The following is a 26978-nucleotide window of genomic DNA, read 5'->3' as shown; positions in this document are numbered from 1 at the left end:
TGAGTGAGGGTGCTGCCTTTCAAAGCGTGTTGCGCACCAGCTTCTGCCGCCAGGCCTCCTGCACCTGTGCCGGCGCCTCGACCAGATACAAGTAACGCCCGGCCACCCTTACCGCCACGGGTACCCCGTCGCGATACAACAAGCGGTTACCACTCACCGCCGGCACTTTCGCCCCGGGCAGCAACGAGCCGATCAGGTTCAGCGGGTCACTGGCACTTACGACCAGCAACGCCCCGTCCGGCTCGCGACGGCGCACCTGCCGCAGCAACCCCACCGCCTCCGGCAAGGCGAACTGTTCACCCGCCAGCCCGGCAATGAAGCGCCCGCCTCGGATTTCGCCACGCGCCTCCAGCCGGTGATAGCAGCGCAGCAGTTCACGCCAGGGCGGCAGCACATCACTCTCGCGCTCCAGCAGCCGCCAGCAGATCACCCCATAACGGCGCAGCAGGGTACGGGCAATGTCCTGAAGGCGCTGGTCGTGATCCGGCGGCGTATCGCTGCGGCGTAGCAGTGCCCAGCGCCCGGCATGCGCCATGCTGCTGGAAAGCGGCGGGTGACCTCGGCGGCTGTTACGTGAATTGCGCTTGGTCGCAGGCGTGATCAGGCTACGCAAACCGGTGAAACTGTCAGCGCCGACCAGGCCCGAACCCACCAGCTCCTGCAGCGCCGTTTCCAATTCGCTGGGCAGCAGGTGCGCCTCCTGCGCCAGTTCATCGAAGAACAGCGCGCCCTGGGTTTTCAGCGCTTCGTGTACACGTTGCGCACGTAGGCCAAGGGCCTCGACAGCAGGTGCGGGCGCCAGGCTGCGCCAGGTGTTCAACTGGTCCCGCGGCAGCAGCACCAGTGGCGTGCTGGACAGGGTACTGCTCGCCACCGTTGCCGCCAGGCGGCTCCAGGCAAACTGCCCGCTGCGGCAGCTATCGTCGAGCCAATGCGGGCTGTAGTCCTTGATGCGCGCGGGCAGCAGTTCTGCCTCCCAGGCCCCGGCGGCGCTGGGGAACCCCTGCAACTGGCCCAGCACTTCGGCCACCGCCTGCGGGCCACGCAGGCGCTCGTCGGGCGCCAGGCGCTGCCAGTCGAACAGAAAACGCATGAAGTCCTGCAGGCTGACCGGTTCGATCTCGCGGCGCAGGCGCTTGACCGTGTAGCGGTGGATGCGCGCCAGCAAATGGCGTTCGCACCATTGCAGGTCGGTGGCACCAGGGCTGAAGTGCCCGCGTAGCACATAGCCTTCGGCTTCCAGGTGGGCCAGCGCCTGCTCGATGGCTTGCAACGGCTTGCCAAGCGGTGCCGCAATCTGCGGCGCGGTCCTCGGGCCATGGCCACTCAGGCGGGCACGTAACAGTTCGCTCAGGGCAAGGTCCGGGTCGATCGCCTGTTCAAAGCCTGGTAGCACCTGCAAGGCAGGCTCAAGCGCTGCGTCTGGATACAGCACCTGCAGCAAGCCCAGTCGCTCACGTGCCAACCACAGCTTTTCGTCCGCCAGGCGCAAGGCCCGCCCATTCTTGGCCAGTTGCCTGAGCAGCAGGTCCCAACTGGTATTGCCTTGCACTTCAGCTTGGCTGATGACGCCCAGGCCCATCAGCGCCTCGTGCATTTCGTCGGCATTGCCCGGCTGCGGCCAGGCCTCGGCCGCGACGGCGGCAATGGCTTCAGCGTCCAGCGCGGCCAGGTCGTCGCCACTGTGCACGTCGCTCCAGCGTCGGTTGAGTACGGCCTGGGTGCGCCGTTCTTCCAGCGGCGCATCGTCGAGGAAGGCGTACGGCCTGGCGTTGAGAATGGCCGATGCCAGTGGCGAAGGGGCGGGCAGGTCGCGGCACAGCAGGCGTACCGCCCCGCTTTCCATGCGCCGCAGCAGGGCCAGCCAGCCTTCGCTGTCCATCGCCTCGTGCAGGCAGTCGTCGAGGGTTTGTTCGACCAATGGGTGATCGGGAATCTGCCGTTCGCCGGCAATGTTCTCCAGGCAGGCGATCTGGTCAGGGAACACGGCGGCAACCAGGTCTTCGCTCTTCATGCGCTGTATCTGCGGTGCCACCTTGCGCCCGCCGACGAAGCGCGGCAGCGCCATGGCCACCCCAGCGTTCCAGCGCCAGCGCACGCCAAACAGCGGCGCGTCCAGCAGGGCCTGGACCAGGATCGGCTCGGCGCTGCGGCTGTTCAGGTAACGCCACACCTCGTCCAGCTCGAAGCTGTGGCTGGTCGACAGTGAAAGTACGATGGCATCTTCGCTGGCGGCAGCCTGCAGCTCGAAGTTGAAGGTGCGACAGAAGCGCTTGCGCAGGGCCAGGCCCCACGCGCGGTTGATGCGGCTGCCGTAGGGCGAATGGATGATCAGCTGGGTCCCGCCCGACTCATCGAAAAAGCGCTCCATCACCAGCGTGTCCTGCGAGGGCAGGGCGCCAAGCACCTCGCGGGTGCGGGCCAGGTAGTCGAGCAACTGGCTGGCGCTGTCTTCGCCCAGTTCGAAGGTCGCCAGTAACCAGGCCAGCACCTCGGCCATGTCGCCGCCAGCCTGCGCCAGTTGCTGGTCGATTCGCGCCTGCAGGCGGGCCACGGCGGCAGACAGCTCGTCACTGCGCCCCGGCGCTTCACCCAGCCAGAACGGAATGGTCGGCGGCAGGCCATGGGCATCTTCCACCCGTACACGGCCTGGCTCGACGCGCAGGATGCGATAGGAGGCGTTGCCCAGCTGGAAGATATCGCCGGCAATGCTTTCTACGGCAAAGTCTTCGTTGACGCTGCCGATGTTCAGCGCCTGCGGCTCCAGCAGCACGGCGTAGTCGGCGTTGTCAGGGATGGTGCCGCCGCTGGTCAGCGCCGTCAGCTGGCTGCCACGCCGGCCGCGCAGGGTGCCGCTGACTGCATCGCGGTGCAGGTAGGCGCTGCGAATGCCCTGGCGGCCGTTATAGCCCTCGGCGAGCATGCTGAGCAGCGCCTGGTAGTGACGCTGGTCGAGCTCTGCGTAGGGCGTGGCCTGGCGCAGGCAGTCGAACAGGGCTTGTTCGTGCCAGTCCTGGTTGCTGGCCTCGGCCACAATCTGCTGGGCCAGCACGTCCAGCGGTGCCCGGGGGATGTGCAGTTCGTCCAGTTCGCCTTGGCGCACGCAGTCCAGCAGGGCGACGCATTCGATCAGATCGTCGCGGGAGGTGGGGAACAGGCGCCCCTTGGGCACGCCGTCGACCTGGTGGCCGGCGCGGCCAACCCGTTGCAGGAAGGCGGCAATCGAACCCGGCGAAGCAATCTGGCACACCAGGTCGATATCGCCGATATCGATGCCTAGCTCCAGTGACGCGGTGGCCACCAGCACTTGCAGCTGGCCGTTTTTCAAGCGTTGTTCAGCACCCAGGCGCAGCTCCTTGGACAGGCTGCCATGGTGCGCGGCGACCGCCTCCTTGCCCAGCCGGTCGCTGAGGTGACGGGTGATGCGCTCGGCAAGGCGCCGGGTGTTGACGAATACCAGCGTGGTGCGGTGTTCCCGGGCCAGGGTGGCCAAGCGGTCGTAGACCAGGCCCCAGACATCGTTGGCCATCACTGCGCCAAGTGGCACTGGCGGCACTTCGATGGCCAGATCGCGTTGGCGCGCATGGCCGACATCGACAATGGCACACGGGCGCCCGCTACCGGCCAGAAACCGTGCCACCCGCTCGACCGGGCGTTGCGTGGCGGACAGGCCGATACGCCGCAGTGGCCGTTTGCACAAGGCCTGCAGGCGTTCCAGGGTCAGCGCCAGGTGGGCGCCACGCTTGTTGCCGGCCAGGGCGTGGATTTCGTCGACGATTACCGTATGCACGTTGCCCAGGCCTTCACGGCCTGAAGCAGAGCCCATCAACACGTACAGCGATTCGGGGGTTGTCACCAGAATATGCGGGGCCAGCTTGCGCATGGCGGCACGTTCCTTTTGCGGCGTGTCGCCGGTGCGCACGGCCGTGGTGATGCGTGGGGCGTTCAGGCCCTGGTCTGCGAGGGCCTGGCTGATGCCTTCGAGCGGGGCTTGCAGGTTCAGGCGTATGTCGTTGGACAAGGCCTTCAGCGGTGAAACGTAGATCACCTGGGTTTGTGCGGGCAGTTCGCCCTGGTGCTCCAGCCCTTGGCGGAACAGGTCGTCGAGTACGGCCAGAAAAGCGCTTAGCGTCTTGCCCGAGCCGGTCGGGGCGGCCAGCAGCATCGACTGGCCCGCATGGATCAGCGGCCAGGCCTGTGCCTGGGCTTCGGTGACCGTGGCGAAATGGCGACGGAACCAGGTGCGCACGGCAGGGTGGAACAGCTCGAGCACCGGGTGGTGTTTGGCGGGCAGGTTCATGTGTTGGTTATGGCGGGTGTGGGGCGGGTTGGCAAGGGGCCATTCGTCTGGCAGGCCAGCTGTAACCTGTGCCGGCCTCTGCGCAGCGCAAGGCTGCTCCTACAGGAGAATGCATAACCCTTGTAGGAGCAGCCTTGCGCTGCGAAGAGGCCGGTATAGAACTGACCGGCCTTGTCAGGCTACTGACCCCCATGGGATTCTCCCCGACCATTTTCCCTGCGAGCCCACCCATGCCCAATATCATCCGCATCGCCGCCGCCCTGCTGATCGACCCCCAGGGCCGCACCCTGCTGGTGCGCAAACGCGGCACCGAGGCTTTCATGCAGCCAGGCGGCAAGATCGATGCCGGTGAAACGCCGGTGCAGGCACTGGTGCGCGAGTTGCAAGAAGAGCTGGGCTTGCACATCGACCCGGCCCAGGCCGTGCACCTGGGCCAGTTCAGTGCCCCGGCCGCCAACGAGCCGGGCTTCGAAGTGCAGGCCGAACTGTTCCGTGTCGACAGCGCCGCAGCCGTGGTACCGGCTGCGGAGATCGAAGAGGTGGTCTGGCTGGCCGCTGACCAGGCGCCCGTCATGCAACTGGCGCCGCTGACCCGCGACCTGATCCTACCGCTGTACCGCCAGGTGCTCAACGCACCGCGCTGACACCATCGAGGGTGGCGAACGAGGTGTCTTTGGCGGTCAGCAAAAAGTCGCGCATGTAGGGCGCATCGAGCATGTCGGTGCGCACGGCGGCATAAAGGGTGGCGAACAGGCCTTTCTCACCCAGGCGCTTGCCCTTCACATAGCCGCGCGAGCTGTACTCGTGCAGTGCCCAGTGCGGCATGCCGCACACCCCACGGCCGCTGGCCACCAGCTGCATCATCATTACCGTCAGCTCCGAAGTACGCACGGCGGCCGGCTCGATGTCGGCCGGCTCCAGGAAGCGGGTGAAGATGTCCAGGCGGTCACGCTCCACCGGGTAGGTGATCAGCGTCTGGTCGAGCAGGTCTTGCGGCACCATGTAAGGCTTGCTGGCCAGCGGGTGCTGGTTGGCCACCGCCAGCATCGCCTCGTAGGTGAACAGCGGCACGTAGGTGATGCCCGACAGGTCCACCGGGTCGGAGGTTACCACCAGGTCCAGGTCGCCGCGGGCCAGGGCCGGCAGCGGGGCAAAGGCAAAGCCGGAGGCCAGGTCCAGCTCCACTTCCGGCCAGGCATCGCGGAACTGGTCGATGGTTGGCATCAGCCACTGGAAGCAGCTGTGGCATTCGATGGCCATGTGCAGGCGCCCGGCAGTGCCACCGGCCAGGCGCGCGATGTCACGCTCGGCGCCGCGCAGCAGCGGCAGGGTGGCATCGGCCAGTTGCAGCAGGCGCAGCCCAGCGCTGGTGAAGCGGATCGGTTTGGTCTTGCGCACGAAAATGGGCAGGCCCAGGCGCTCTTCCAGCTCTTTGAACTGGTGCGACAGCGCCGACTGGGTCAGGTGAAGGCGCTCGGCGGCCTCCACCAGGCTGTCGGCTTCGCGCAGGGCATGAAGGGTTTTCAGGTGACGGATCTCCAGCACTGCTGACTCCGGGGTGTAGGTTTGAAGAAACAGGGAATGAGTTGAGTTTCCCTCATGTTGGCGCGGCTGTCGACTGGGCGTTCGGCCGCACCGCCTGGCGGGAGTCATGAAACTGTCACCGAACTGTGGCAGCGCGCTCGAACAGAATTCATCAGACTCGCGCTCTACTGGGGATCTGCATTCTGGTGTTTCTTCCATGCGGGCTTTTTGGCTTTTTCTTTTCTTCCTATTCAGCGTACCTGCGAGTTTCGCCGAACAGCGTTGTGACGCCCACGTGCCGGTGCAGCGTGCCGAGCTGGGTGCGGTCAGCCTGGTGTACCAGAGCGTGGGGGCGCCTCGTGACCCTGCCTTGCTGCTGGTCATGGGCCTGGGTGGGCAACTGATCCATTGGCCGGACGATGTGGTCGAGGCCTTGTGCCGCCAAGGCTTTCGGGTGATCCGTTATGACAACCGCGATGTCGGCCTGTCACGCTGGAACCAGATGCCACCGTCGGCCAACCTTACGGTCGAGCTGTTGCGCTACAAGCTGGGCCTGCAGGTGGCGGCGCCCTATACGCTGACGGACATGGCCGATGACGGCTTGCGCCTGATGGATGCGCTGGGTGTGCGCCAGTTTCACGTGCTGGGCGTGAGCATGGGCGGCATGATCGCTCAGCACCTGGCGGCCATGGCACCCGAGCGCGTGCGCAGCCTGACGTTGGTCATGTCCAGTTCAGGGGCGGCGGGGCTGCCGGCGCCGGACCCGGCGCTGGTGCAGTTGTTGGCCCGGCGCAGTGCGCCAAACCGCGAAGTGGCCATCGAACAGCAGGCTGACCTGCTGGCGGCCCTGGGCAGCCCCGAGGTGCGGGACGACCGCGCGGTGTTGCTGCACCAGGCGGCGGTCGCCTATGACCGGGCGTTCAACCCTGACGGGGCCAAGCGCCAGATCATGGCGATACTCGCTGAGCCGAGCCGGGTTGAATTGCTCAACCAGCTTCGTGTGCCGACCCTGGTGGTACACGGCACGGCCGACCCGTTGTTGCCGGTGATGCACGGCGTGCACCTGGCGGCGCATATTCAAGGCAGCCAGCTGCGGCTGATACCGGGGCTGGCGCATCGCTTTCAGGAACCGTTCAAGGCGCCGCTGCTGGGGGCGGTGTTGCCCTACCTGCAGGCGCATCGGCAAGACGTCACGCACATCGCAGGGCTGTGAACCAATGGCAGACACGGTCCATTGTGGGAGCGGCCTTGCGTCGCGATTGGGCCGCGCAGCGGCCCCGGCATTTTTGCAGGGTGCCTTGAATCCTGGGGGCGCTGCGCGCTCCTTTCGCGACGCAAGGCCGCTCCCACAGGGTTAGCGTGCGCCTTCAGGCTAGTGCATCCGTACCCACAAGGTCACCAGCACGGTCGCGGCCATCAGCCAGGCGACCGTGGCCAGCGCCATCGACGCCTCCAGGCGCAGGCGGTCGACCAGCACATACAGGGTTGCCAGGTACACGAAATACGGAATGATCGACCACATGCCGAACAGGATGGTGGTCTTCAAGTCGGCAATGCTGCGCCCTTTGCCAACGATGTAGTGGGCAATCAGGGCAAAGGTGGGGAACAGTGGCACCAGCCCGGCGATGTAGTAGTTGCGCGTCTTCGACAGCACCGCCAGCAGCAGCACCACGCCAGCGCCCAAGGCAGCTTTGAATACCAGATCCACGTTGTCTTTCCAGTTTGGGTTGAGGTCAGCCGAGGCCGTACTTTTTCACTTTGTCGAACAGCGTGGTCTTGGCCATGCCCAGCTCCTGACTGGCCTGGCTCAGGTTGCCACCCGTGCGTTGCAGGGCATCGCTGAGCAGGTTGCGTTCGAACGCCTCCACCGCCTCGGCAAAGCCCAGGCCCTGGCTGGCGCCGCCGCTGGGGCCTTTCTTGAACGCTGGCAGGCCAAGGGCATGGCGTTCGGCCACGTTGCGCAACTCGCGCACGTTGCCCGGCCAGTCGTGGGCCATCAGGCGTGACAGGATCTGGCTGTCCAGCGCCGGTGCTTCGCGGTCGAAGCGCAGTGCGGACTGCTGGAGGAAGTGCTCGAACAGCTGCGTGATGTCTTCACGGCGCTCGCGCAGGGGTGGCAGCTCCAGGGTCACCACGTTCAGGCGGTAGTACAGGTCGCTGCGGAACTGGCCGCTCTGGCCCATGCTGTCGAGGTCGGCCTTGGTCGCGGCGATTACCCGGCAGTCCACCGGGATGCTCTGGTTCGAACCTAGCCGCTCCAGCGTGCGTTCCTGCAGTACGCGCAGCAGCTTGATCTGCAGGTTGATCGGCATGCTTTCCACTTCATCGAGGAACAGCGTGCCACCGTTGGCGTGTTCGATCTTGCCGATGCGGCGTTTGCCGGCGCCGGTGAAGGCATTGGCCTCGTGGCCGAAAATCTCGCTCTCGAACAGGTTCTCCGGCAGGCCGCCACAGTTCAGCGCCACAAAGGGTTGGCCCTGGCGGCGGCTGAAATCGTGCAGGCAGCGGGCGACCAGTTCCTTGCCGGTGCCGGTCTCACCTTCGATCAGCACGTTGGCCGAGGTGTCGGCGACGTTGGCAATCAGTTCGCGCAAATGTTCCATGGCTGGCGAACGGCCGATGATGCGCCCCTCCAGGCTGCTCTGCTCGGCCAGTTGGCGGCGCAGGGCCACCACCTCGCGTGACAGCCCGCGATGTTCGAGGGCGCGGCGCACCACGTCGACCAGGCGCTCGGGGGAGAACGGTTTTTCCATGAAGTCGTAGGCGCCATTGCGCATGGCGCCGACCGCCATGTCGATATCACCGTGACCGGTGATCAACACCACAGGCAGGCTGCGGTCACGGGCCTTCAGGCGGTTCAGCAGCTCCAGGCCATCGATACCCGGCAGGCGGATATCGCTGACGACGATACCGGCGAAGTCGTCGCCGATGCGCTCCAGCGCTTGTTCGGCGCTGCCCACGCCCTCGCAGGCGATGTCTTCCAGGGCCAGGGCCTGCTGGCAGCCGAGCAGCACATGCGGGTCGTCTTCGACGATCAGGACGGTAAGAGGCGCTTGGTTCATGGGTGCTCTGCCGATTCGCTAGGGGGGGAGACCAAGGGCAGGGCCAGGACGAAGGCCGTGCCGCCAGTGGCGGGGTGCTCGACGTTGAGGCTGCCCTTGGCGGCGGCGGCAAGGCTCGCCGACAGGGTCAGGCCCAGGCCCAGGCCATGTTCGCCCGGTTTGGTGGTGAAGAAAGGTTCGAACAGGTGCTTGCGTGCCTCGGCATCGATGCCGTGGCCGTTGTCGCGCACCTGCAAGCGGTATTTGTCGCCCTGCAGCTCGCCTTCCAGCCACAGCTCGGGCAACGGTTGCGCGGCCATGGCATCCAGGGCGTTGCCGATCAGGTTGACCAGAATCTGCTCCAGGCGGGTCTGGTCGATGGCCAGTTGCTGGTCCTCGAACTGGTGGTGCAACTGCAAATGGCAGGCGCTGATGCGGTTGGCCAGCACCTGCAGGGTAGCCTCCACCGCCTTGGCAAGCGAGGCCTGGCCGCTGTCGTCACCACGCCGGGCGAACGAGCGCAGGCTGGCGGTGATGCGGCCCATGCGGTCGATCAGGTCGTTCATGGTGCGCAGGTTGGTGCTGGCGGTTTCCAGTGCCCCGCGTTCGAGGAAGCGCACGGTGTTACCCGACAACGTACGCAGCGCGGCCAGTGGCTGGTTCAGCTCGTGGGCAATGCTGGTGGACATCTGCCCGATGGCGGCCAGCTTGCCAGCCTGCACCAGCTCATCCTGGGCGTGGCGCAAGGTCTGCTCGGCATGCCGGCGCTCGCGAATCTGGCCTTTCAGGCGTTCGTTGCTGGCGCGCAGGTCTGCCGTGCGTTCGGCAATGCGCCGCTCCAGCTGGCTGTTGGCTTCCTCAAGGGCTTCGCGTGCCGCCAGGCGGGTGGCGATGACTTTGCGCCGCTCGTTCCAGGCGATGCCGAGGATTGCCAGCAAGGCAAAGGCTACGCCCACCAGGATGCCCTGCACCATGGATTCGCGGCGCAAGTCCTGCAGCGGGGTCAGCAGGGTGAAGTGCCAGGGCGTGTCGGCCAGGCGGCGGGTCTGGGCCAGGTAAGCGACTTCGTGCTGCTTGCCCTGGGCCGTTTCGCTGTTGGCCGGGAAGGTCAGTTTTTCCACGCCATCGGCCAGGGTTTCCCGGGCCAGTGGCTGCAGTTCGTTGAGCGGCCACCAGTAGTATTGCAGGCTGCGCGCCAGGCGCTCCTTGATTTGCGGGGTCAGCGGGCGCACCGACTTCAGGCGCCGGGCCGGGTCACTGGAAAGGATGATGATGCCGTTCTCGTCGCTGACGAACGCCTCCAGGCGGGCACGCTGCCAGCGCTCTTCGAGGGTGTCCAGGCGCACCTTGATCACCGCCACGCCAATGATCTTGCCGTGCTCTTCAAGCCCATGGGCCAGGTAATAGCCGGCCTCCCCAGTGGTGCTGCCGATGCCGTAGAAACGCCCGGGCTCGCCGCGCACGGCCGTCTGGAAGTAAGCGCGGAACGACAGGTCTTCACCCAGGAACGAGTCGGCGTCGCGCCAGTTGCTGGTGGCCTGTACCCGGCCGTTGGTATCGAGGACGAAAATTGCGCGGCTGCGGCTGCGCCTGTTCAGGCCCTCGAGGTATTCGTTGACCACCTGGCGCGAGCCGCCGTCCGGGTCGGTGAGCAGGTGCGAGACGCTGTCTTCCAGCTCCAGCAGGCTCGGCAGGTAGGTGTACTTGCTGATTTCGCTTTCGACCGTGCGCGCGTGCAGCTCCAGCTGGCGCTCGCCGTTTTCGCTGAGGGCGCGGATGCCATTGCTCTCGCTGATCAGGTAGCCAGCCATTCCCAGGCCGACCATCAGCAGGATGATCAGGGGCGGTAACAGCAATTGGCGGATCAGACGGGAATTCACGGCAGGCTTGGCAGGCAGAAGTAGCGAGGGGTCGCATTTCATCACAGTGGCCTTGTCAGGACCAGCATCCGCTGCCCGGAGGGTCCCGTGGCAGCGGATGCTGTGGCCGGCTTAGTGCTGCAGGATCTTGCTGAGGAAGTGCTGAGTGCGCTGGTCACGGGCGCTTTGGTCGCCGAAGAACTCTTCCTTGGTGCAGTCTTCGATGATGCTGCCCTTGTCCATGAAGATGACCCGGTTGGCGACCTTGCGGGCAAAGCCCATTTCGTGGGTCACGCACATCATGGTCATGCCTTCGTGGGCCAGTTGCACCATGACGTCCAGTACCTCGCTGACCATTTCCGGGTCCAGTGCCGAGGTGGGTTCGTCGAACAGCATGACGATCGGGTCCATCGACAGCGCGCGGGCGATGGCCACTCGCTGCTGCTGGCCGCCGGAAAGCTGGCCAGGGTGCTTGTGCGCATGCGCCGACAAGCCAACCCGCTCAAGCAGGGCGAGGCCCTTCTTGGTGGCTTCTTCCTTGCTCCGGCCCAGTACCTTGATCTGCGCGATGGTCAGGTTCTCGGTGATGGTCAGGTGCGGGAACAGCTCGAAGTGCTGGAACACCATGCCCACCCGCGAACGCAGCTTCGGCAGGTTGGTCTTCGAGTCGGAGATCGAGGTGCCATCCACCACGATGTCGCCCTTCTGGAACGGCTCCAGTGCGTTGACGCACTTGATCAGGGTGGACTTGCCCGAGCCCGACGGGCCGCAGACCACCACCACCTCACCTTTCTTGACGTCGGTGCTGCAGTCGGTCAGTACCTGGAAGTCGCCGTACCACTTGTTGACGTTCTTGATGGAAATCATACGGTGATCCTTTTTTGCAGGCGCTTGACCAGCCACGAAGCGGAGAAGCTGATGAGGAAGTACACGACGCCGGCGAAGATCAGGAACTCATGGGAGCGCCCGATAATGTCGCCGTTGGAACGTGCCGAGTTGAGGAAGTCCACCAGGCCCACGGTGTACACCAGCGAGGTGTCCTGGAACAGGATGATGCTCTGCTGCAGCAGCAGCGGGGTCATCTTGCGGAAGGCCTGGGGCAGGATGATCAGGCGCATGGTTTGCGCGTAGTTCATGCCCAGCGCTTGCGCGGCGCCCATCTGGCCTTTGGAAATCGACTGCACGCCGGCACGCACGATCTCGCAGAAGTACGCGGCCTCGAACATCATGAAGGCCACCACGCAGGAGGTGAACGCACCCACTGGCGTGTCTTCGCCGGTAATCCAGCGCAGCACGAACGGTACCGCCAGGTAGAACCAGGTAATGACAAGCAGCAGCGGGATCGAGCGGAAGTAGTTGACGTATGCACCTGCCACACGTGACAGCAGCTTGCTCGACGACAGGCGCATCAGCGCCAGGATGGTGCCCAGGGCAATACCACCGACCACGCCCATGACCATCAGCTGCAGGGTCATGACCATGCCTTCCCACAGGGCAGGCAGGGCCGGGATGATTTCGCTGAAATCCATGTCCATTTACTTGCCTCCCACGGAAATCAGGCCAGGCACGGCGACTTTCTTCTCGACCATGCGCATCAGCAGCATCAGGCCCATGTTCAGGGTGAAGTAGATCAGCGTGGCCAGGGTGAACGCTTCGAACAGGTTGGCGGAGAACTCGGCGGTCTGCTTGGTCTGCGCCAGCAGCTCCATCAGGCCGATCAGCGACGCTACCGAGGAGTTCTTGAAGACGTTGAGGAACTCGGAGGTGAGCGGCGGAATGATGATCCGGTAAGCCTGCGGCAGCAGCACGTTGTTATAGATTTGCGGGAGGCTGAAGCCCATGGCGCGGGCAGCGGCTTCCTGGCCTTTGGGCAGCGCCTGGATACCGGTACGCACCTGTTCGCAGACGCGGGCGGCGGTGAACAGGCCCAGGCATACGACAACGCTGATTAGCGCCGAGGTGGTCGGGTTGAGGTCCTGCTTGAACCATTCCTGCAAGCCTTCCGGCAGCAGGTCCGGTACCAGGAAGTACCAGATAAACAGCTGCACCAGCAGTGGCACGTTGCGGAACAGTTCCACGTAGGCGGTAGCGATGCCCGATACCAGGCGGTTCGGCACGGTCCGCATGACACCGAGGAGTGACCCCAGCAGCAGCGCAATGATCCAGGCGGTGATGGCGATGGCGATGGTCCAGCCCAGGCCGGTGATGTACCAGTCCAGATAGGTTTCGCTGCCCACGCCGGTGGACTTGAAGAACACGCCCCAGTCCCAGTTGTAATTCATCGGGATTTCCCCTCAGACGGTTGTTTCACGGGCACCTTCGAGCATCCGGGGGCGCTTGGCGCCCTCGGATGAAAGGTTAGACACTAATGAGTGGCCTGCAGAATTGATTCGTGCTGTTGAGCACCAGGCCACTATCTGAGGATCAGGACTTCTTCTCGTCCGCAGCCTTGTCGGTCGGCTCGGCGATCAGCTTTTTCAGCTCGTCGCTCATCTGGAACTGCAGGTTCAGGCCTTTAGGCGGGATCGGCTGCATGAACCACTTGTCGTAGCTCTTGTTGACTTCGCCCGACTTGAAGTAGCCCACGATGGCGTCGTCGACCGCTTTCTTGAACGCAGCGTCTTCCTTGCGCACCATGCAGCCGTAGATTTCGTACGATTGCGGGGTACCGGTGATGACCCAGTCGGCTGGCTTGCGCGCCTTGGCCATTTCACCGGCCAGCAGCGCGTCGTCCATCATGAAGGCCACGGCGCGGCCGCTTTCGAGCATGTTGAAGGCTTCACCGTGGTCCTTGGCGGAAATCACGTTCATCTTCATCTGCTTGTCGGCGTTCATCGCCTTGAGGATGCGCTCGGAGGTGGTACCGGCGGTGGTCACCACGTTCTTGCCGGCCAGGTCCGGGAAGTCTTTGTATGCAGGCGCACCGTCCTTGACCTTGGTCAACAGGCGGGTACCGACTTCGAAGATGCCGACCGAGAAGCCGACTTGCTGCTGGCGCTCGACGTTGTTGGTGGTGGAGCCGCACTCAAGGTCGACGGTGCCGTTCTGCACCAGCGGGATGCGGGTCTGGGAGGTAACCAGGTTGTACTTGACCTTGATGTCTGTACCCAGTTGCTTCTTCAGGGCGTCGACGACAGCCAGCTGGATGTCATGCGAGTAGCCCACGGGCTCGGGTTTGCCGGCCAGGTAGGAAAACGGGATGGAGGAGTCGCGGTGGCCCAGGGTGATGGTGCCCGATTCCTTGATCTTCTTCAGGGTGCCAGTCAGTTCTTCGGCCATGGCCGGCGAAGCGATCACAGCGGCCGCGATGGCGGCGCCCAGCAATTGACGAACGATACGCATCAAATTTTCCTCGACGTGTTTGTTTTTTTTATGGAGCCGTTGGCGGACTCTTTCGTTCAACGAATACAACAAGAAGCGAGTGCATTCGGCTACCAAGTGTAGAGCATGAGTCGTGCCAAGCCCTGCCAATGATCATAACCCCGCGCAAAGCCTGGGCATGAACCCTGTATGAAGGTTTTTGAACATTCTTCAGCTGTCGGATCACCGAACGAGGGGTGGTTTTTCGTTCGGCTATCCGAACGAGTGTGGGTGCTCTGAATGGGGTGCCCCAGCATTAAGTAACACCAGGCGCGCAAGGCAAACTGTTGAGCTTGCTGCTTCATCTTCTGGAGCTCCTGCCGTGTCCGTGATCCCGATTCCTTCCGATTCCGTCGACGCCTTCATTGCCCGCCAGATGGCGAATTGGTTGAAAACGGCCGATGTCGATCAACTGTTGACCTTTCACCGCGCGCTGCGCAATCAGCAGGCTGTGGCCGAAAAAGTCAGGAACAAGCTGGGCGGTATTCCCAGTTTGGAGGCCTTTGCCGAGCCGTTGCTCAAGGACGCCTTGAAGCCATTGGGGCTACCCAATGCTGACGTGCGTGGTATGCAGGTGTACCTCAAGGAGGAAGTACCGATGCCTAGTGCCGCGCCGCGCCTGCATACGCCGATGCGCCCACTGATTAGCAAACAGCTGTTGCTGACAGCTGCACTGCACAATTTTCATGAGGCCGAGACGGTGCCATCGCTGCACCGGCGTGGGCACCTGCTGGATGCCGACGGGGTCAAGCTGCCCATCAAGTTTGAGGCGTTCGCCCGCTGCTGCAGGGACCTGGATATCGGCGGGCAGTACCAAGAGTTGTTACGTGCACAACTGTTTCCGAAAAGCCGCCCGCCTGCGTCGCCGGATTTCGCTGAAATAGCGGTAAAGCGCATGCTCGAAGAGTCGCTGCGAGCCAAGATGGAAGTCGCGGTGCGCATGGCCCGCATCAAGTCCGAGCTGGACGAAGTCGACTACCTGCGCTTGTTGCCTGTGGTCGCTGCCAAACCTGTCGTGCCTGCCATCAGTGGTGTTGTCACACCGCGTCAGCTTTATCTGCTGGGCAAGCGTGTCCATGGGATGGTCACGCTTGAGGTGCGCGAGCACGCCGACGGGCCGCTGGAGGGGATCATCAGCTGGATACCACAGGACCCGCAGCGGCCGGTGACCAAGCACGTTTCCTGGGAGGCTTTGTACCAATGGTTGGCCAGGCGCATGCGTGCGCCCCACTACCGTTCGTTTTTCAGCCGCTTCATCAGTGAACGCGACCGGCCGACGTTCACGGCATCCCTGGAGCGCCTGATCGAAGCCAGCAGTGTGCGAGTACCTGCTGTGCTGGATGGGCGCAATTTCGCCATCGATACACCGCTGTTTGCCTACCTGCGTGGCTTGCAGGTGGACAAGATGCTGGATGATGCAAGAGTCCTCGCGGTCCCCACCGCCGACGAGACCGCTATCGAGCGCCATCAGCGGCTGGAGGTGCTCAAGAGTGCAGGCCTCGATACGTTGAACCTGGCAGCACTGTTCATTCCGATATTGGGGGAGGTGATGCTCGCCGTGGCGGCCGTAGATGTGGTCAGCGAGGTCTACAAGGGTTATGAGGATTGGCGCATAGGCGATCGCCAGGGGGCGCTGGATCACCTCATGGGCGTAGCGCAGAACCTGGCAGCCGGCGCCGTGGTCGGTGCCGTACACGTGGGCATAAGCCGTGCACTCGAACGGGTGTCGTTTGTCGATGCGCTGACGCCCGTGCACGAGGGTGAGGGCCGGGCCAGGCTGGCGCACTGGCCGCCTTCTGCTCATCACCTGGATGGCGGCGGGCCGCTTTTACGCAGGTTTGACGGTGTCTTCGCCGAAACCTCTGACCAAAGCGCTGAAACACTTCTTCGCATCACCGGGTTTGAAGAGGCCCACGTGCGCCATATTCACCTTGATGGGGGAAAGAGCCCTGCTCGGCTGCGTGATGCCCATGAACGCTACGAACTCCATACGTTAGAGCCCCAATTATGGGGGCGCGCGTTCGAACGTGAACTGGCCGCTGGGCATGGAGCGCCTTCGGTTGCTGGTGCCTTGCTGATCAAGGTATTCCCAGGCCTGTCGGTGCGTGGCGCCGAAGAAATCCTCGCGTCGGCCAGTGGTGCGCAGATCAAGGCCCTGCTGGACACCGGCCGGGTGCCGCTGGCCATGGCTGAGCGGGCCCGCTGGTTCTTGCGCGAGAGCCGTGTGGACCGTGCCCTGATGGGGTTCGAGCACGAAGGTGCAGTCAATGCCGATACCCAGCGACTGGTGCTGGAATGGATCGCTCACCAGGCACCTTGGCCAGATTCGGTGCGGATCGAACTTCGCCTCGGGGAGCCAGGCGGGCGCGTGTTGGCAGCCAAGGGGGCCGCCAGTGCTACCGAGATCAAAACCATCATCCACACCGAGCAGGGGTACCAATTGGCCGATGGCCAGCCGCCAGTGCTTGGCCAAGGCCTGTTGCCATGCCTGATCCACACCCTTGACGAGGGCCAGAAGGCCAGTTTTGGAGGAAGTCAGCTCACCGCCCGCGAACTCGGTGAGCAGCTTGCGCGCCTGGCTAGCTCGGATCGAGCAAGCACAGCGAAGTTGATGGGGCTGGCGCCTGTCGCAGAACGCTATCGCCCGCCGCTGCGAATCGCCGAGGGCCGGATCGGTTACGCCTTGAGTGGAGGGGGCGAAAGCAGCCGACGGGCACTGCGTCGCGGCATACATGACATATTCCCGACGTTGACCGATGCACAGCTCGACGCCTACCTTCGCGACCTGGCGGACCGCAGGGTCGGCCTGTGGGCACACCTCAGCCAGCTTCAATGGCAGATGCAAAGCCTGCGTGACGCGCTTGACAGCTGGCAGCGACAGCGCGTCAGTTTCATGGACGGGCTGCGCCGGCAACGCGTGGCCAACCAGATTCGTCGCGCCTGGCGGCGCAAGACGGCTGGTCTGGCCGGTGACGACTTTGTGCTGCACATAGATGGCGAACAGGTGGGCAGCCTGCCGAGGTTGCCGGAGGGCATAGAGTTCGGCCATGTTCGGCGCCTGGCTCTGCGCAACATGAGCCTTGAACAGGTCGATGAGGATTTCCTGCGCAGGTTCACCCACCTTCGCGAACTTGACCTGCGCAATAACCAATTGACCAGCTTGCCCGCTGGCCTGGAGCGTTTTACCGAACTGCGCAGCCTGCATCTGGCGGGTAACCAGATTAGTGTCGATGCCCAAGGCAGCCAAAGGCTGGCCAGCCTCTCGATGCTCCAGGTGCTCGATCTCAACTACAACCCGTTGGGCCAGGTGCCTGATCTTTCGGGGCTGCGCCACTTGCGTGAGGTATCGCTGCGCGCAACCGAGCTGCAAACCTTGCCGGGCGACGATGTGATGCCATGGCGGGGCCTGGTGGACATCCGTGATAACCAGATTCGCCAGGTGAACGGGCATCTGCGCGCGCTGGGCGCGCGACTGAGACGCCTGTCGCTGCATGACAACCCGCTGGACGAAGCGAGCGAGGCGTCGCTGGCCGATAGCCTCGGCGATTCGCCTGTCAACCGTAGCCACTCCTACCATCACGCTATTGCCGATGCTGGCTTGCAGGACCAATGGCTGGGTAGCGCCACCGAGCCTGTCAGGGCGCGGCGCGTGCAGATCTGGAACCAGCTGGCCGAGGAGCCGCAGTCGGCAGACCTGTTTCGTTTTCTGGCAGATTTCGCCAGTTCCGACGATTTTCTCGACCACCCGACCTACTACCGGGCAAGGGTGTGGCGGATTCTGGAACTGTGCACGGACAACACCGACGTGCGCGAAGCCATGTTCTGGCAGGCGCAAGGGCGCCGCACCTGTGAGGACCGGCTGCTGCTGATCCTCAGCCAACTGGAGGTCAGGGCCCACATTGCCCTGCATTCGCCTGGTGAGGGTGCTCCCATGCAGGCCGAACAGACTTTATTGCGTTTGGGGCGTTCGCTGTATCGCCTGGATCAGGTGGACAGCATTGCCGCCCGGCATATTCAGGAACTGCGCAGGGACCCTTATGCTGCCGTGGATGATATCGAGGTCTACCTCGCCTACCGCGTCAATTTGGCTGACCGGCTCGACCTGCCAGCGCAACCGCGGTCCATGAATTACCCCGAACACAGCCGTGTAACCGCCACTGACGCAAGGCGCGCGGGTGCTCAGGTGCTCGCTGGCGAAAACCGCGAGGTGCTGAGCCAGGCGCTGGCGCAGCGCGAGTTCTGGCAAGGGTATGTGCGTAATCGTTATGCCGAGCGTTTCGAAGCCCTGGCCGAACCGTTTCATGAGCAGTTGGAGCAAGCCGAGGGTGAGGTTGGTGAGGCGGGGGAGCAGCACTACCTGGAGCGTGCTGCAGCCTTGATGGAGGCGCTCAATGATCAGGAGCAGGCGTTGTACCTGGAACTGGCGAGGGAGGCGTACGGGCGGGAAGCCTAAGGGGGCAACCGCACAGCGGTCGCCCCAGCCGGATCAGGCGGCGTTGCTGCGCGCCTCGCTTTGCGCCAGGTAATCAGCCAGGGCCTGCTGCTCGCTGGCGCTGGTGAACAGGCCGAGCTTGCTGCGCCGCCACAGGATGTCCTGGGCGTTGACAGCCCATTCGCAATCACGCAGGTAGTCGACTTCACGGGTGAACAAGCCGCCGCCGATTACCTGGCCCAGGTCTTGCGGACCGTGCACGCCGTCCAGCAGTTGCCAGGTGCGGCTGCCATAGCTCACCGCCCAGCGTTTGGCGATGTCCACTGCCAGCCATTGATGCCGTGCCAGCAGCGCTTCGACCAATGCCTGCGGCGTGCTCATGTCTTCACCGCCGGGCAAGGGGGCATCGGCAGTCCAGCTTTTGCCCATCTGGCTGAAGAACGGCTTGAGTTCGCTCATGGCCGACTCTGCCAGCTTGCGGTAGGTGGTCAGCTTGCCGCCAAACACCGACAGCAATGGCGCTTCGCCAGACGCTGCGCTAAGCGCGAGGGTATAGTCACGGGTGACGGCAGACGGGTTGTCCGACTCGTCGTTGCACAGCGGGCGCACGCCGGAATAGGTGTGCAGGATATCGCCGTGGCTCAGCTGATGATTGAAGTGCGCGTTGACCACCTTCAACAGGTAGTCGGTTTCCTGTTCGGTAATCGCTACCTTGGCAGGGTCGCCGCTGTACTCGCGGTCAGTGGTGCCGATCAGGGTGAAGCGGTCCAGGTACGGGATGCAGAACACGATGCGCTGGTCTTCGTTCTGCAGAATGTAGGCATGCTCACCTTCGTACAGCCGCGGCACGATGAGGTGGCTGCCCTGGATCAGGCGAATGCCATAAGGCGCATCGAGCTTGAGGTCGTCCTTGATGAAGCTGGCGACCCAGGGACCGGCGGCATTGACCAGGGCGCGGGCGCGGATGCTCTGCAGGCTGCCATCGGCATGCTGCAGTTCAACTTGCCACAGGCCATCGACCCGTTCGGCGCGCAGGCAGCGGGTGCGGGTGTGAATGTGCGCGCCATGTTCACGGGCGGCCATGGCATTGAGTACGACCAGGCGGGCGTCATCCACGGCGCAGTCGGCGTATTCGAAACCGCGGGTGATCGCAGGCTTGAGCGGGTAACCCGGGCCAAAGCGCAGGCTGCGCGATGCGCCCAGGCGCTTGCGTTTGCCCAGGTGGTCATACAGGAACAGGCCGGCGCGGATCATCCAGGCCGGGCGCAGGTGCGGGCGGTGCGGCAGCACGAAACGCATGGGTTTGACGATGTGCGGGGCCTTGGCCAACAGCACTTCACGCTCGGCCAATGCTTCGCGTACCAGGCGGAACTCGTAGTGCTCCAGGTAGCGCAGGCCACCGTGGATCAGCTTGCTGCTGGCCGACGAGGTGTGCTGGGCAAGGTCATCCTTTTCGCAAAGGAACACCTTCAGGCCACGGCCAGCGGCGTCGGCAGCGATGCCCACGCCATTTATGCCACCGCCGATCACGGCGAGGTCATAGCAGTCGGCGAGTGGTGGCTGGGACGAAACGGGCTGGGACACGGGCAAGGCCTCCTGGGGCTGTTCACATCGAATATGAACATTGATGTTCGTTTCCGAAAATACTAGCGCAACAGAAAGCCTATCGCCAGTCAGTCTTTATAGAAAAAACTGATCAGATGACAATAAAGTGAACATTTTCGAAAATGTCGGGCCGCAGGGCGGCCCGCTTGCGGCTCAAACTACGTCGAGGCGAATCTTGTACTGGTTGAGCAACTGGGAGAGGGCGGGGGTTGGCGCCTGGTCGGTCACCAGGCAGTCGACCAGGCTGATCGAACCCAGGCGCACCATGGCATTGCGCCCGAACTTGCTGGAGTCGGCGGCGAGGATCACTTGCCGGGCATTGGCGATGATCGCCTGGGAAACCCGCACTTCCTGGTAGTCGAAGTCGAGCAGGCTGCCGTCCTCGTCGATACCGCTGATGCCCACCAGGGCGAAATCGACCTTGAACTGGTTGATGAAGTCGACGCTGGCCTGGCCGACCACACCGCCGTCGCGGCGCACCGTGCCACCGGCCACCAGCACTTCGAAATCGTCCTTGGCGGCCAGGATCGCCGCCACGTGCAAGTTGTTGGTGATGACCTTCAGGTGGTTGTGGTTGAGCAGTGCGCGGGCGATGGACTCGGTGGTGGTGCCGATGTTGATGAACACCGAGGCATGGTCGGGAATCTGCAGGGCCACGGCGTCGGCGATGCGCTGCTTTTCATCGCGCATCTGGTCGGCACGCATGGCGTAGGCCGTGTTCTCGATGCTCGAGTCATACGCCGCGCCACCGTGGTAACGGCGAAGCAGGTTGAGTTCGGCAAGCTGGTTGATATCTCGACGGATGGTCTGCGGTGTCACGACGAACAGCTGCGCCATTTCTTCGATACTGACGTAACCGCGCTCGCGCACCAGTTCGAGGATTTGTTGTTGGCGGGGGGGCAGATTCATGGGCGGTCCTTTGGGGCAGCCGGACAAATTCTGCAATGATGCCGTAGGAAGGGGGTGACGGCCAGTGGACCATGGCGCATTGGCGCATGGTCGTTGTGGGTGCGGGTTCACCCGCGAAGCATCCAGCGCGGTGGATGGCACCGGCTTCGCCGGTGTTCGCGGCTAAAGCCGCTCCTACAGGTACTGCACAAGCCTGAAGCCTGCGCGGTCCCTGTGGGAGCGGGCATGCCCGCGAAGAACCCTGCGCGGTGGATGGCACCGGCTTCGCCGGTGTTCGCGGCTGAAGCCGCTCCTACAGGTACTGCATCAGCCTGAGGCCTGCGCAGTCCTTGTGGGAGCGGGTTTACCCGCGAAGAATCCAGCGCGGTGGATGGCACCGGTTTCGCCGGTGTTCGCGGGCCTGCCCGCTCCCACAGTGATTTGAGCTGCGCCCCAAAACTTAGAAGGCTTTACGCCTCGTGATCTTCCCAGTCACGGGTACGTTCGACGGCCTTCTTCCAGCCGGCATACAGCTTCTCTTTTTGCGCTTCATCCAGTTGCGGGCTGAACTCGCGCTCGATGATTGCCTTGTCGCGCAATTCCTCCAGGCCGCTCCAGAAGCCGCAAGCCAGGCCGGCCAGGTAGGCGGCGCCCAGGGCCGTGGTTTCGCGCATTTGCGGGCGTTCTACGCAGGTACCGAGGATGTCGGCCTGGAACTGCATGAGGAAGTTGTTGGCTACCGCACCACCGTCCACACGTAGCTCGGACAGGCGCTGGCCGCAGTCCTGCTGCATGGCATCGAGCACGTCGCGGGTCTGGTAGGCGATCGACTCCAGCGCGGCGCGGATGATGTGGTCCACCTTCACGCCACGGGTCAGGCCGAACAGCGCGCCACGGGCATAGGGGTCCCAGTAGGGGGCACCCAGGCCGGTGAAAGCCGGCACCAGGTAGACGCCGTTGCTGTCCTTGACCTTGCTGGCGAAATATTCGGTATCCAGGGCATCGTTGACGATTTTCAGCTCGTCACGCAGCCACTGCACGGTGGATCCACCGTTGAACACCGCGCCTTCCAGCGCATAGGCCACCTCGCCACGCGGGCCGCAGGCGATGGTGGTGAGCAGGCCGTGGGACGACTTTACCGCCTGCTCGCCGGTGTTCATCAGCAAGAAGCAGCCGGTGCCGTAGGTGTTCTTGGCCTGGCCGGGCTCGACGCACATCTGGCCGAACAGTGCCGACTGTTGGTCCCCCGCGATCCCGGCGATGGCAATGCCGCTCTTGGTCTGGCCGTACACTTCTGAAGAGGAACGAACCTCGGGCAGCATCTGCCGCGGGATGCCGAGGATTTCCAGCAGCTTGTCGTCCCACTCCAGGCTATGGATGTTGAACATCAGTGTGCGCGAGGCATTGGTGTAGTCGGTGACGTGCACCTTGCCGCCCGAGAACTTCCAGATCAGCCAGGTATCGATGGTGCCGAACAACAGTTCGCCACGCTCGGCGCGTTCGCGCGCGCCGTCGACGTTGTCGAGGATCCACTTCAGCTTGGTGCCGGAGAAGTACGGGTCGGTGACCAGGCCGGTGGTGTCGCGAATGTAGTCTTCATGGCCGTCGCGCTTGAGCTGCGCGCAGATCTCGGTGCTGCGGCGGCACTGCCAGACGATGGCGTTGTAAACCGGGCGGCCGGTTTCCTTGTCCCACACTACGGTGGTTTCGCGTTGGTTGGTGATGCCGATTGCGGCTACCTGGGCATGGCTGATGCCTGCCTGGGCCAAGGCCTCGACCATGGTCGCGCTCTGCGTGGCGAAGATTTCCATCGGGTCGTGCTCGACCCAGCCCGCCTGCGGGTAGTGCTGGGCGAACTCGCGCTGGGAGGTGCCCACCACGTTAGCGTCGCGGTCGAAAATGATGGCACGCGAACTGGTGGTGCCCTGGTCCAGGGCGATGATGTAGTTCTTGTCCTGGGTGTCTGTCATGGTCGTAGGCCTTGCGAGAATAGGAGGTCAGGGCTGGGCGTGTTGCCGGCATCAATTGGCTTGAGTATCGCCCTGGCGATTGTCATTTGTCTCAGGGTTCGCGGCAGCTGCCATTGGCAAGTTGCGGGCAATCAGGCCGCGATAAGTCGCGGCACCCAGGCAAGCGCCAAGGATCGGTGCGAACACCGGAACCAGGAAATACGGTATGTCCCGTCCGCCAGTGAAGGCGATTTCGCCCCAACCGGCCAGGAACGTCATGAGTTTTGGCCCGAAATCGCGGGCAGGGTTCATGGCAAAGCCGGTCAGCGGGCCCATGGCGCTGCCGATCACGGCGATCAGCAGGCCGATCAGCAGCGGGGCCATGGCGCCGCGTGGCAGGCCATTGTTGTCGTCGGTCAGCGCCATGATCACGGCCATCAGGATCGCCGTGATGACGACTTCAACCAGGAACGCCTGGCCGGTGGACAGCGACGGGTGTGGGTAGGTGGAGAACACCGAGGCCAGCTCCAGGCTGGCTTCGCTACCGCGCAACATGGCGTGGGCCTGTTCGAAATCGAAGAACAGGTTGCTGTACAGGGTGTAGACCAGCGCCGCGCCACAGAACGCGCCGCATACCTGGGCCAGCATGTAGAAGGGCAGCTTGCGCTTGTCGAAACCGGCGAACAGGGTGAGGGCGATGCTCACTGCCGGGTTCAGGTGCGCGCCGGAAATGCCGGCGGTGAGGTAGATCGCCATGCTCACGCCGACGCCCCAGATGATGCTGATTTCCCACAGGCCGAAGCTGGCGCCGGCGACCTTGAGCGCGGCAACGCAGCCGGTACCGAAGAAAATGAGCAGGGCAGTGCCGAGAAACTCGGCCAGGCATTGGCTGGACAGCGTGGGTTGGCGTAGAGCAGTCGTCATGTATGACCTCGTTTTTTTTGTTGTGAGGCGCGTGGCGCTCGACAGCAAAGCCCGGTGTCGATCCCCATTGACCCCGGGCAAATACAGGAAACGCACCTTAAAAGTGCGCCATTTGTTCAGAAGCGAAAAAATATAGACAAGAAACGCTGATGTCAAAGGTCGAAAGTGAACGACCAGTCACGAAATGGTCGCTAAAATCGGCTTCGGATCCCCGTACTAGAGGTGCGCGATTGCGGTGCGCTGGCTGCGCTGTGGGAATTGTCCTAAAGTAGCCGCCGAGCCGTCCCAGACCGGAGCCCTTGCATGACCCCCGCCCTAGACCTGTTGAAGAAGCATCGCGCCGAGCACCGTGTGCACAGTTATGAGCATGACCCCAAGTCGGCGTCTTACGGTCTGGAGGCGGCGGAAAAGCTAGGGCTCGACCCGCAGCAGGTGTTCAAGACCTTGCTGGCGAGCAGCGAGAAAGGGGAGTTGCTGGTGGCGGTGGTGCCTGTGGTGGGGACTCTGGACCTCAAGGCCCTGGCCCATGCTGCCGGGGTAAAGAAATGCGAGATGGCAGACCCTGCTGCGGCGCAGCGGGCCACAGGTTATCTGGTAGGTGGGATCAGCCCATTGGGGCAGAAGAAGCGCCTGCGTACGTTCATTGACGAATCAGCGCAGAATTTTGCAACCATCCATGTCAGCGCTGGACGGCGTGGGTTGGAAGTGGAATTGGCGGCGGCGGTGCTGGCCGAGCATACCCAGGGCAAGTTTGCCGGGATCGGCAGAGGCTGAGATTGTTGGGGCCGCATAGCGGCCCCAAGGATGTTGAATCAGGTCGCCGAACTGTACCGACGGACGCCGTTCTCCTGCCGCGGCAACTGCGCCGCCACACTGCCCGGTACCGGGAACAGCACCAGGTGATCGGCCTTCACTGCAATCCCCACGCTCTCACCGACCTGATGGTCGTTATGGCTAGGGAAGATCGCTTCCAGCTGGCTGCCGGTCGGAAGTTGCAGGCGGTACAGGGTCGACGCCCCCAGGAAGCTCTTGCCGACGACGTTCGCCTGCAGCGCGCTGCCCGGTGCGTGCACGATATCGTCGGGCCGCAACAGCACGTCCACCGAACTGCCCGGGGCCATGATGTAGGCACGGTTGCCGCGCAGTTCACCCAGCTCGGTATTGACGGCCTCGTGGCTGCTCATCTGCCCACGGATGAAGTACCCCTGGCCAATGAAACTGGCCACGAACGGCGTCTGTGGTTCGTGGTAAAGGTTGTAGGGCGTGTCCCACTGCTCCAGCCGCCCTTCCTTGAACACACCGACCTGATCGCTGACGGCAAAGGCTTCTTCCTGGTCATGGGTAACCAGGATGGCGCTGGTGCCACGGCTCTTGAGGATATCGCGAACCTCGTGGCTCAGGCGCCGGCGCAACTCCACGTCAAGGTTGGAGAACGGCTCGTCGAGCAGCAGCAACTGCGGCTCAGGCGCCAGCGCGCGGGCCAGGGCGACCCGTTGCTGCTGGCCGCCAGACAGCTCATGCGGGTAACGCCCGCCCAGGCCGCCCAGCTTGACCAGTTCGAGCATCTCTTCGATGACGGCGGCCTGGCGTGGGTGCTTGGCGATGCCAAAGGCAATGTTCTGCGCCACGGTCAGGTGCGGGAACAGCGCGTAGTCCTGGAACACCATGCCGATGCGGCGCTTTTCCGGGGCCAGGGTGAAGCCGGCGCGGGAAATGACCTCGCCAGCCAGCTGGATCTCGCCTTCGTGTACCGGTTCGAAACCGGCAATGGCGCGCAGGGTGGTGGTTTTCCCGCAACCGGATGAACCCAGCAGGCAACCGATGTCGCCGGCGTTCAGGTGCAGGTTGAGGTTCTGGACGATGCGCTGGTCGCCGTAGCCGCAGGCGAGGTTGCGCAGGTTGAGCAGTAGGGGTTGACTCATGCGTGGTGGTAAGCCGGTTCTACAAGGAATTCGAGAAGCGCCTTCTGTGCATGCAGGCGGTTTTCAGCCTCGTCCCAGGCGACCGAACGGGGGTCGTCGAGCAGGTCCTGGCTGATTTCCTCGCCACGGTGGGCGGGCAGGCAGTGCATGAAGAGGACATCGGGTGCCGCCAGGTCGAGCAGTTCGCGGGTGACCTGGTAAGGCGCGAAATGCGCCAGGCGCCGTGCAGTTTCCTCCTCCTGACCCATGGAAGTCCAGACATCGGTGACCACAAGGTGTGCGTCACGCACGGCTTCCTTGGCATCACGGATGATCTGCACGCGGTCACCGCCCAGCGCCATGAAGCGCTGATCCGGCTCGTAGCCTTCGGGGCAGGCGATGCGCAGCTGGAAATCGAACTGCCTGGCGGCCTCGATATAGGAGTTGCACATGTTGAAGCCGTCGCCGATCCAGGTCACGGTCTTGCCCTGGATCGAGCCGCGGTGCTCGAGGAAGGTCTGCATGTCGGCCAGCAGTTGGCACGGGTGCGACTCGTCGGACAGGCCGTTGATCACCGGCACGCGCGATTTGGCGGCGAACTCGGTCAGGGTGCTGTGGGCGTGGGTACGAATCATCACCACATCGACCATGCTCGACAGCACGATGGCGCTGTCACCGATTGGCTCGCCACGCCCCAGCTGGGTGTCGCGCGGCGACAGGAAGATGGCCTGGCCACCGAGCTGGATCATGCCAGCCTCGAACGACACGCGGGTGCGGGTCGAGGATTTCTCGAAGATCATGCCCAGCACGCGGTTCTTCAGGGGCTCGAACAACACGCCTCGTTTGCGCAGGTCCTTCAGCTCGATGCCGCGGCGGATCACCCCGAGCAATTCGTCGGTGGTGAAGTCCAGCAGGGAGAGAAAGTGCCTAGCGCTCATGATTGACTACCTTATCTGCAACGGTATGCAGGTCGACCGTATGGTTTTTTTTGACAACGGGAGTGACCTGCGGCGTAAGCCGCACGGGGCGGACGAAAATAGGGAAAGGCGCAATACTATAAGTAAATGTCGCCTGAAGCCAAGGGGGAAACAGCGGTCTGATTGCAAAGGGTGTTGCAAAGGGTGTCTTCACCCGTCGGCCTGTGCTGTTTTTTATTTGCTACACGAGTTGTACAGGGCTTGCTGGCAATTTGGCA

19 protein-coding genes are annotated in these 26978 nt (G+C 63.5%); 4 read left to right on the top strand and 15 right to left on the bottom strand.

Features of this window, described 5'->3' with window-relative positions:
* Positions 1 to 19 precede the first annotated feature (19 nt).
* Positions 20 to 4300, bottom strand: coding sequence for a DEAD/DEAH box helicase (locus tag AK81_RS06455; RefSeq protein WP_043197638.1), 4281 nt, complete (start codon positions 4298 to 4300; stop codon positions 20 to 22).
* A 230-nt stretch (positions 4301 to 4530) separates the two neighbouring features.
* Between AK81_RS06455 and AK81_RS06450 the strand changes: the two genes are divergently transcribed.
* Positions 4531 to 4944, top strand: a complete 414-nt coding sequence (locus AK81_RS06450) for an NUDIX hydrolase (protein WP_043197636.1) — start codon at positions 4531 to 4533, stop codon at positions 4942 to 4944.
* On the opposite strand, the gene metR is transcribed toward AK81_RS06450, so the two are convergent.
* Positions 4928 to 5845: a transcriptional regulator MetR gene (gene metR, locus AK81_RS06445; protein WP_043197633.1), complete on the bottom strand. Its 918-nt coding sequence runs from the start codon at positions 5843 to 5845 to the stop codon at positions 4928 to 4930. The two genes, AK81_RS06450 and metR, sit on opposite strands and share 17 nt — an antisense overlap.
* 196 nt (positions 5846 to 6041) lie before the next feature.
* On the opposite strand from metR, the gene AK81_RS06440 reads away from it, so the two are divergent.
* Positions 6042 to 7037 carry an alpha/beta fold hydrolase gene (locus tag AK81_RS06440; RefSeq protein ID WP_043197631.1) on the top strand — a complete coding sequence of 332 codons (996 nt, stop codon included), beginning with the start codon at positions 6042 to 6044 and terminating at the stop codon, positions 7035 to 7037.
* A gap of 159 nt (positions 7038 to 7196) precedes the next feature.
* Here AK81_RS06440 and AK81_RS06435 read toward each other — a convergent pair whose 3' ends face one another.
* From AK81_RS06435 to AK81_RS06405, 7 genes are all read right to left on the bottom strand, one after another.
* Positions 7197 to 7532 (bottom strand): GlpM family protein, encoded by a 336-nt coding sequence (locus AK81_RS06435; RefSeq protein WP_043197629.1) that lies wholly within the window; start codon positions 7530 to 7532, stop codon positions 7197 to 7199.
* Positions 7533 to 7557: 25 nt separating this feature from the next.
* The gene (locus AK81_RS06430) at positions 7558 to 8886 is read right to left on the bottom strand and encodes a sigma-54-dependent transcriptional regulator (protein WP_043197626.1); all 1329 of its coding nucleotides are present in this window, start codon (positions 8884 to 8886) and stop codon (positions 7558 to 7560) included.
* On the bottom strand, positions 8883 to 10787 hold the full coding sequence (locus AK81_RS06425; protein ID WP_043197624.1) for a sensor histidine kinase: 1905 nt from the start codon (positions 10785 to 10787) through the stop codon (positions 8883 to 8885). The genes AK81_RS06430 and AK81_RS06425 overlap by 4 nt, the downstream gene beginning before the upstream one ends.
* A gap of 69 nt (positions 10788 to 10856) precedes the next feature.
* Complete coding sequence (locus AK81_RS06420; protein ID WP_043197622.1) at positions 10857 to 11591, bottom strand: amino acid ABC transporter ATP-binding protein; 735 nt, start codon at positions 11589 to 11591, stop codon at positions 10857 to 10859.
* The gene (locus AK81_RS06415) at positions 11588 to 12259 is read right to left on the bottom strand and encodes an amino acid ABC transporter permease (protein WP_043197620.1); all 672 of its coding nucleotides are present in this window, start codon (positions 12257 to 12259) and stop codon (positions 11588 to 11590) included. The genes AK81_RS06420 and AK81_RS06415 overlap by 4 nt, the downstream gene beginning before the upstream one ends.
* Positions 12260 to 13006 carry an amino acid ABC transporter permease gene (locus AK81_RS06410; protein ID WP_016488794.1) on the bottom strand — a complete coding sequence of 249 codons (747 nt, stop codon included), beginning with the start codon at positions 13004 to 13006 and terminating at the stop codon, positions 12260 to 12262. It lies immediately after the preceding gene.
* Between the two features lie 142 nt (positions 13007 to 13148).
* On the bottom strand, positions 13149 to 14066 hold the full coding sequence (locus AK81_RS06405) for a glutamate/aspartate ABC transporter substrate-binding protein (protein ID WP_043197617.1): 918 nt from the start codon (positions 14064 to 14066) through the stop codon (positions 13149 to 13151).
* Positions 14067 to 14406: 340 nt separating this feature from the next.
* Between AK81_RS06405 and AK81_RS06400 the strand changes: the two genes are divergently transcribed.
* On the top strand, positions 14407 to 18537 hold the full coding sequence (locus tag AK81_RS06400; protein WP_043197614.1) for an NEL-type E3 ubiquitin ligase domain-containing protein: 4131 nt from the start codon (positions 14407 to 14409) through the stop codon (positions 18535 to 18537).
* Between the two features lie 33 nt (positions 18538 to 18570).
* Here the strand turns inward: AK81_RS06400 and glpD are convergent, their stop codons facing one another.
* The 4 genes from glpD to AK81_RS06380 all read right to left on the bottom strand — a co-directional run bounded on the left by glpD (position 18571) and on the right by AK81_RS06380 (position 23882).
* A complete protein-coding gene (gene glpD / locus AK81_RS06395) occupies positions 18571 to 20100 on the bottom strand; it encodes a glycerol-3-phosphate dehydrogenase (RefSeq protein WP_043197610.1) in 1530 nt (509 codons plus the stop codon).
* A 174-nt stretch (positions 20101 to 20274) separates the two neighbouring features.
* Positions 20275 to 21030 (bottom strand): DNA-binding transcriptional repressor GlpR, encoded by a 756-nt coding sequence (gene glpR / locus AK81_RS06390; protein ID WP_043197608.1) that lies wholly within the window; start codon positions 21028 to 21030, stop codon positions 20275 to 20277.
* A 449-nt stretch (positions 21031 to 21479) separates the two neighbouring features.
* Positions 21480 to 22979: a glycerol kinase GlpK gene (gene glpK / locus AK81_RS06385; RefSeq protein ID WP_043197607.1), complete on the bottom strand. Its 1500-nt coding sequence runs from the start codon at positions 22977 to 22979 to the stop codon at positions 21480 to 21482.
* Positions 22980 to 23030: 51 nt separating this feature from the next.
* Positions 23031 to 23882 carry an MIP/aquaporin family protein gene (locus AK81_RS06380; RefSeq protein WP_016498207.1) on the bottom strand — a complete coding sequence of 284 codons (852 nt, stop codon included), beginning with the start codon at positions 23880 to 23882 and terminating at the stop codon, positions 23031 to 23033.
* Positions 23883 to 24185: 303 nt separating this feature from the next.
* On the opposite strand from AK81_RS06380, the gene ybaK reads away from it, so the two are divergent.
* Positions 24186 to 24656 (top strand): Cys-tRNA(Pro) deacylase, encoded by a 471-nt coding sequence (ybaK, locus tag AK81_RS06375; protein ID WP_012273891.1) that lies wholly within the window; start codon positions 24186 to 24188, stop codon positions 24654 to 24656.
* Positions 24657 to 24694: 38 nt separating this feature from the next.
* Here ybaK and AK81_RS06370 read toward each other — a convergent pair whose 3' ends face one another.
* Positions 24695 to 25804 carry an ABC transporter ATP-binding protein gene (locus AK81_RS06370; RefSeq protein WP_043197605.1) on the bottom strand — a complete coding sequence of 370 codons (1110 nt, stop codon included), beginning with the start codon at positions 25802 to 25804 and terminating at the stop codon, positions 24695 to 24697.
* The gene (gene argF / locus AK81_RS06365; protein ID WP_016498209.1) at positions 25801 to 26721 is read right to left on the bottom strand and encodes an ornithine carbamoyltransferase; all 921 of its coding nucleotides are present in this window, start codon (positions 26719 to 26721) and stop codon (positions 25801 to 25803) included. Before argF ends, AK81_RS06370 begins: the two co-directional genes overlap by 4 nt.
* Positions 26722 to 26978 lie beyond the last annotated feature (257 nt).

Origin of the sequence: Pseudomonas putida W15Oct28 (assembly GCF_000708715.2) — a bacterium.
GTDB lineage: Bacteria > Pseudomonadota > Gammaproteobacteria > Pseudomonadales > Pseudomonadaceae > Aquipseudomonas > Aquipseudomonas putida_R.
The sequence above is the reverse complement of the archived record's forward strand: the minus strand, read 5'-3'. Positions and strand labels throughout refer to the sequence as shown.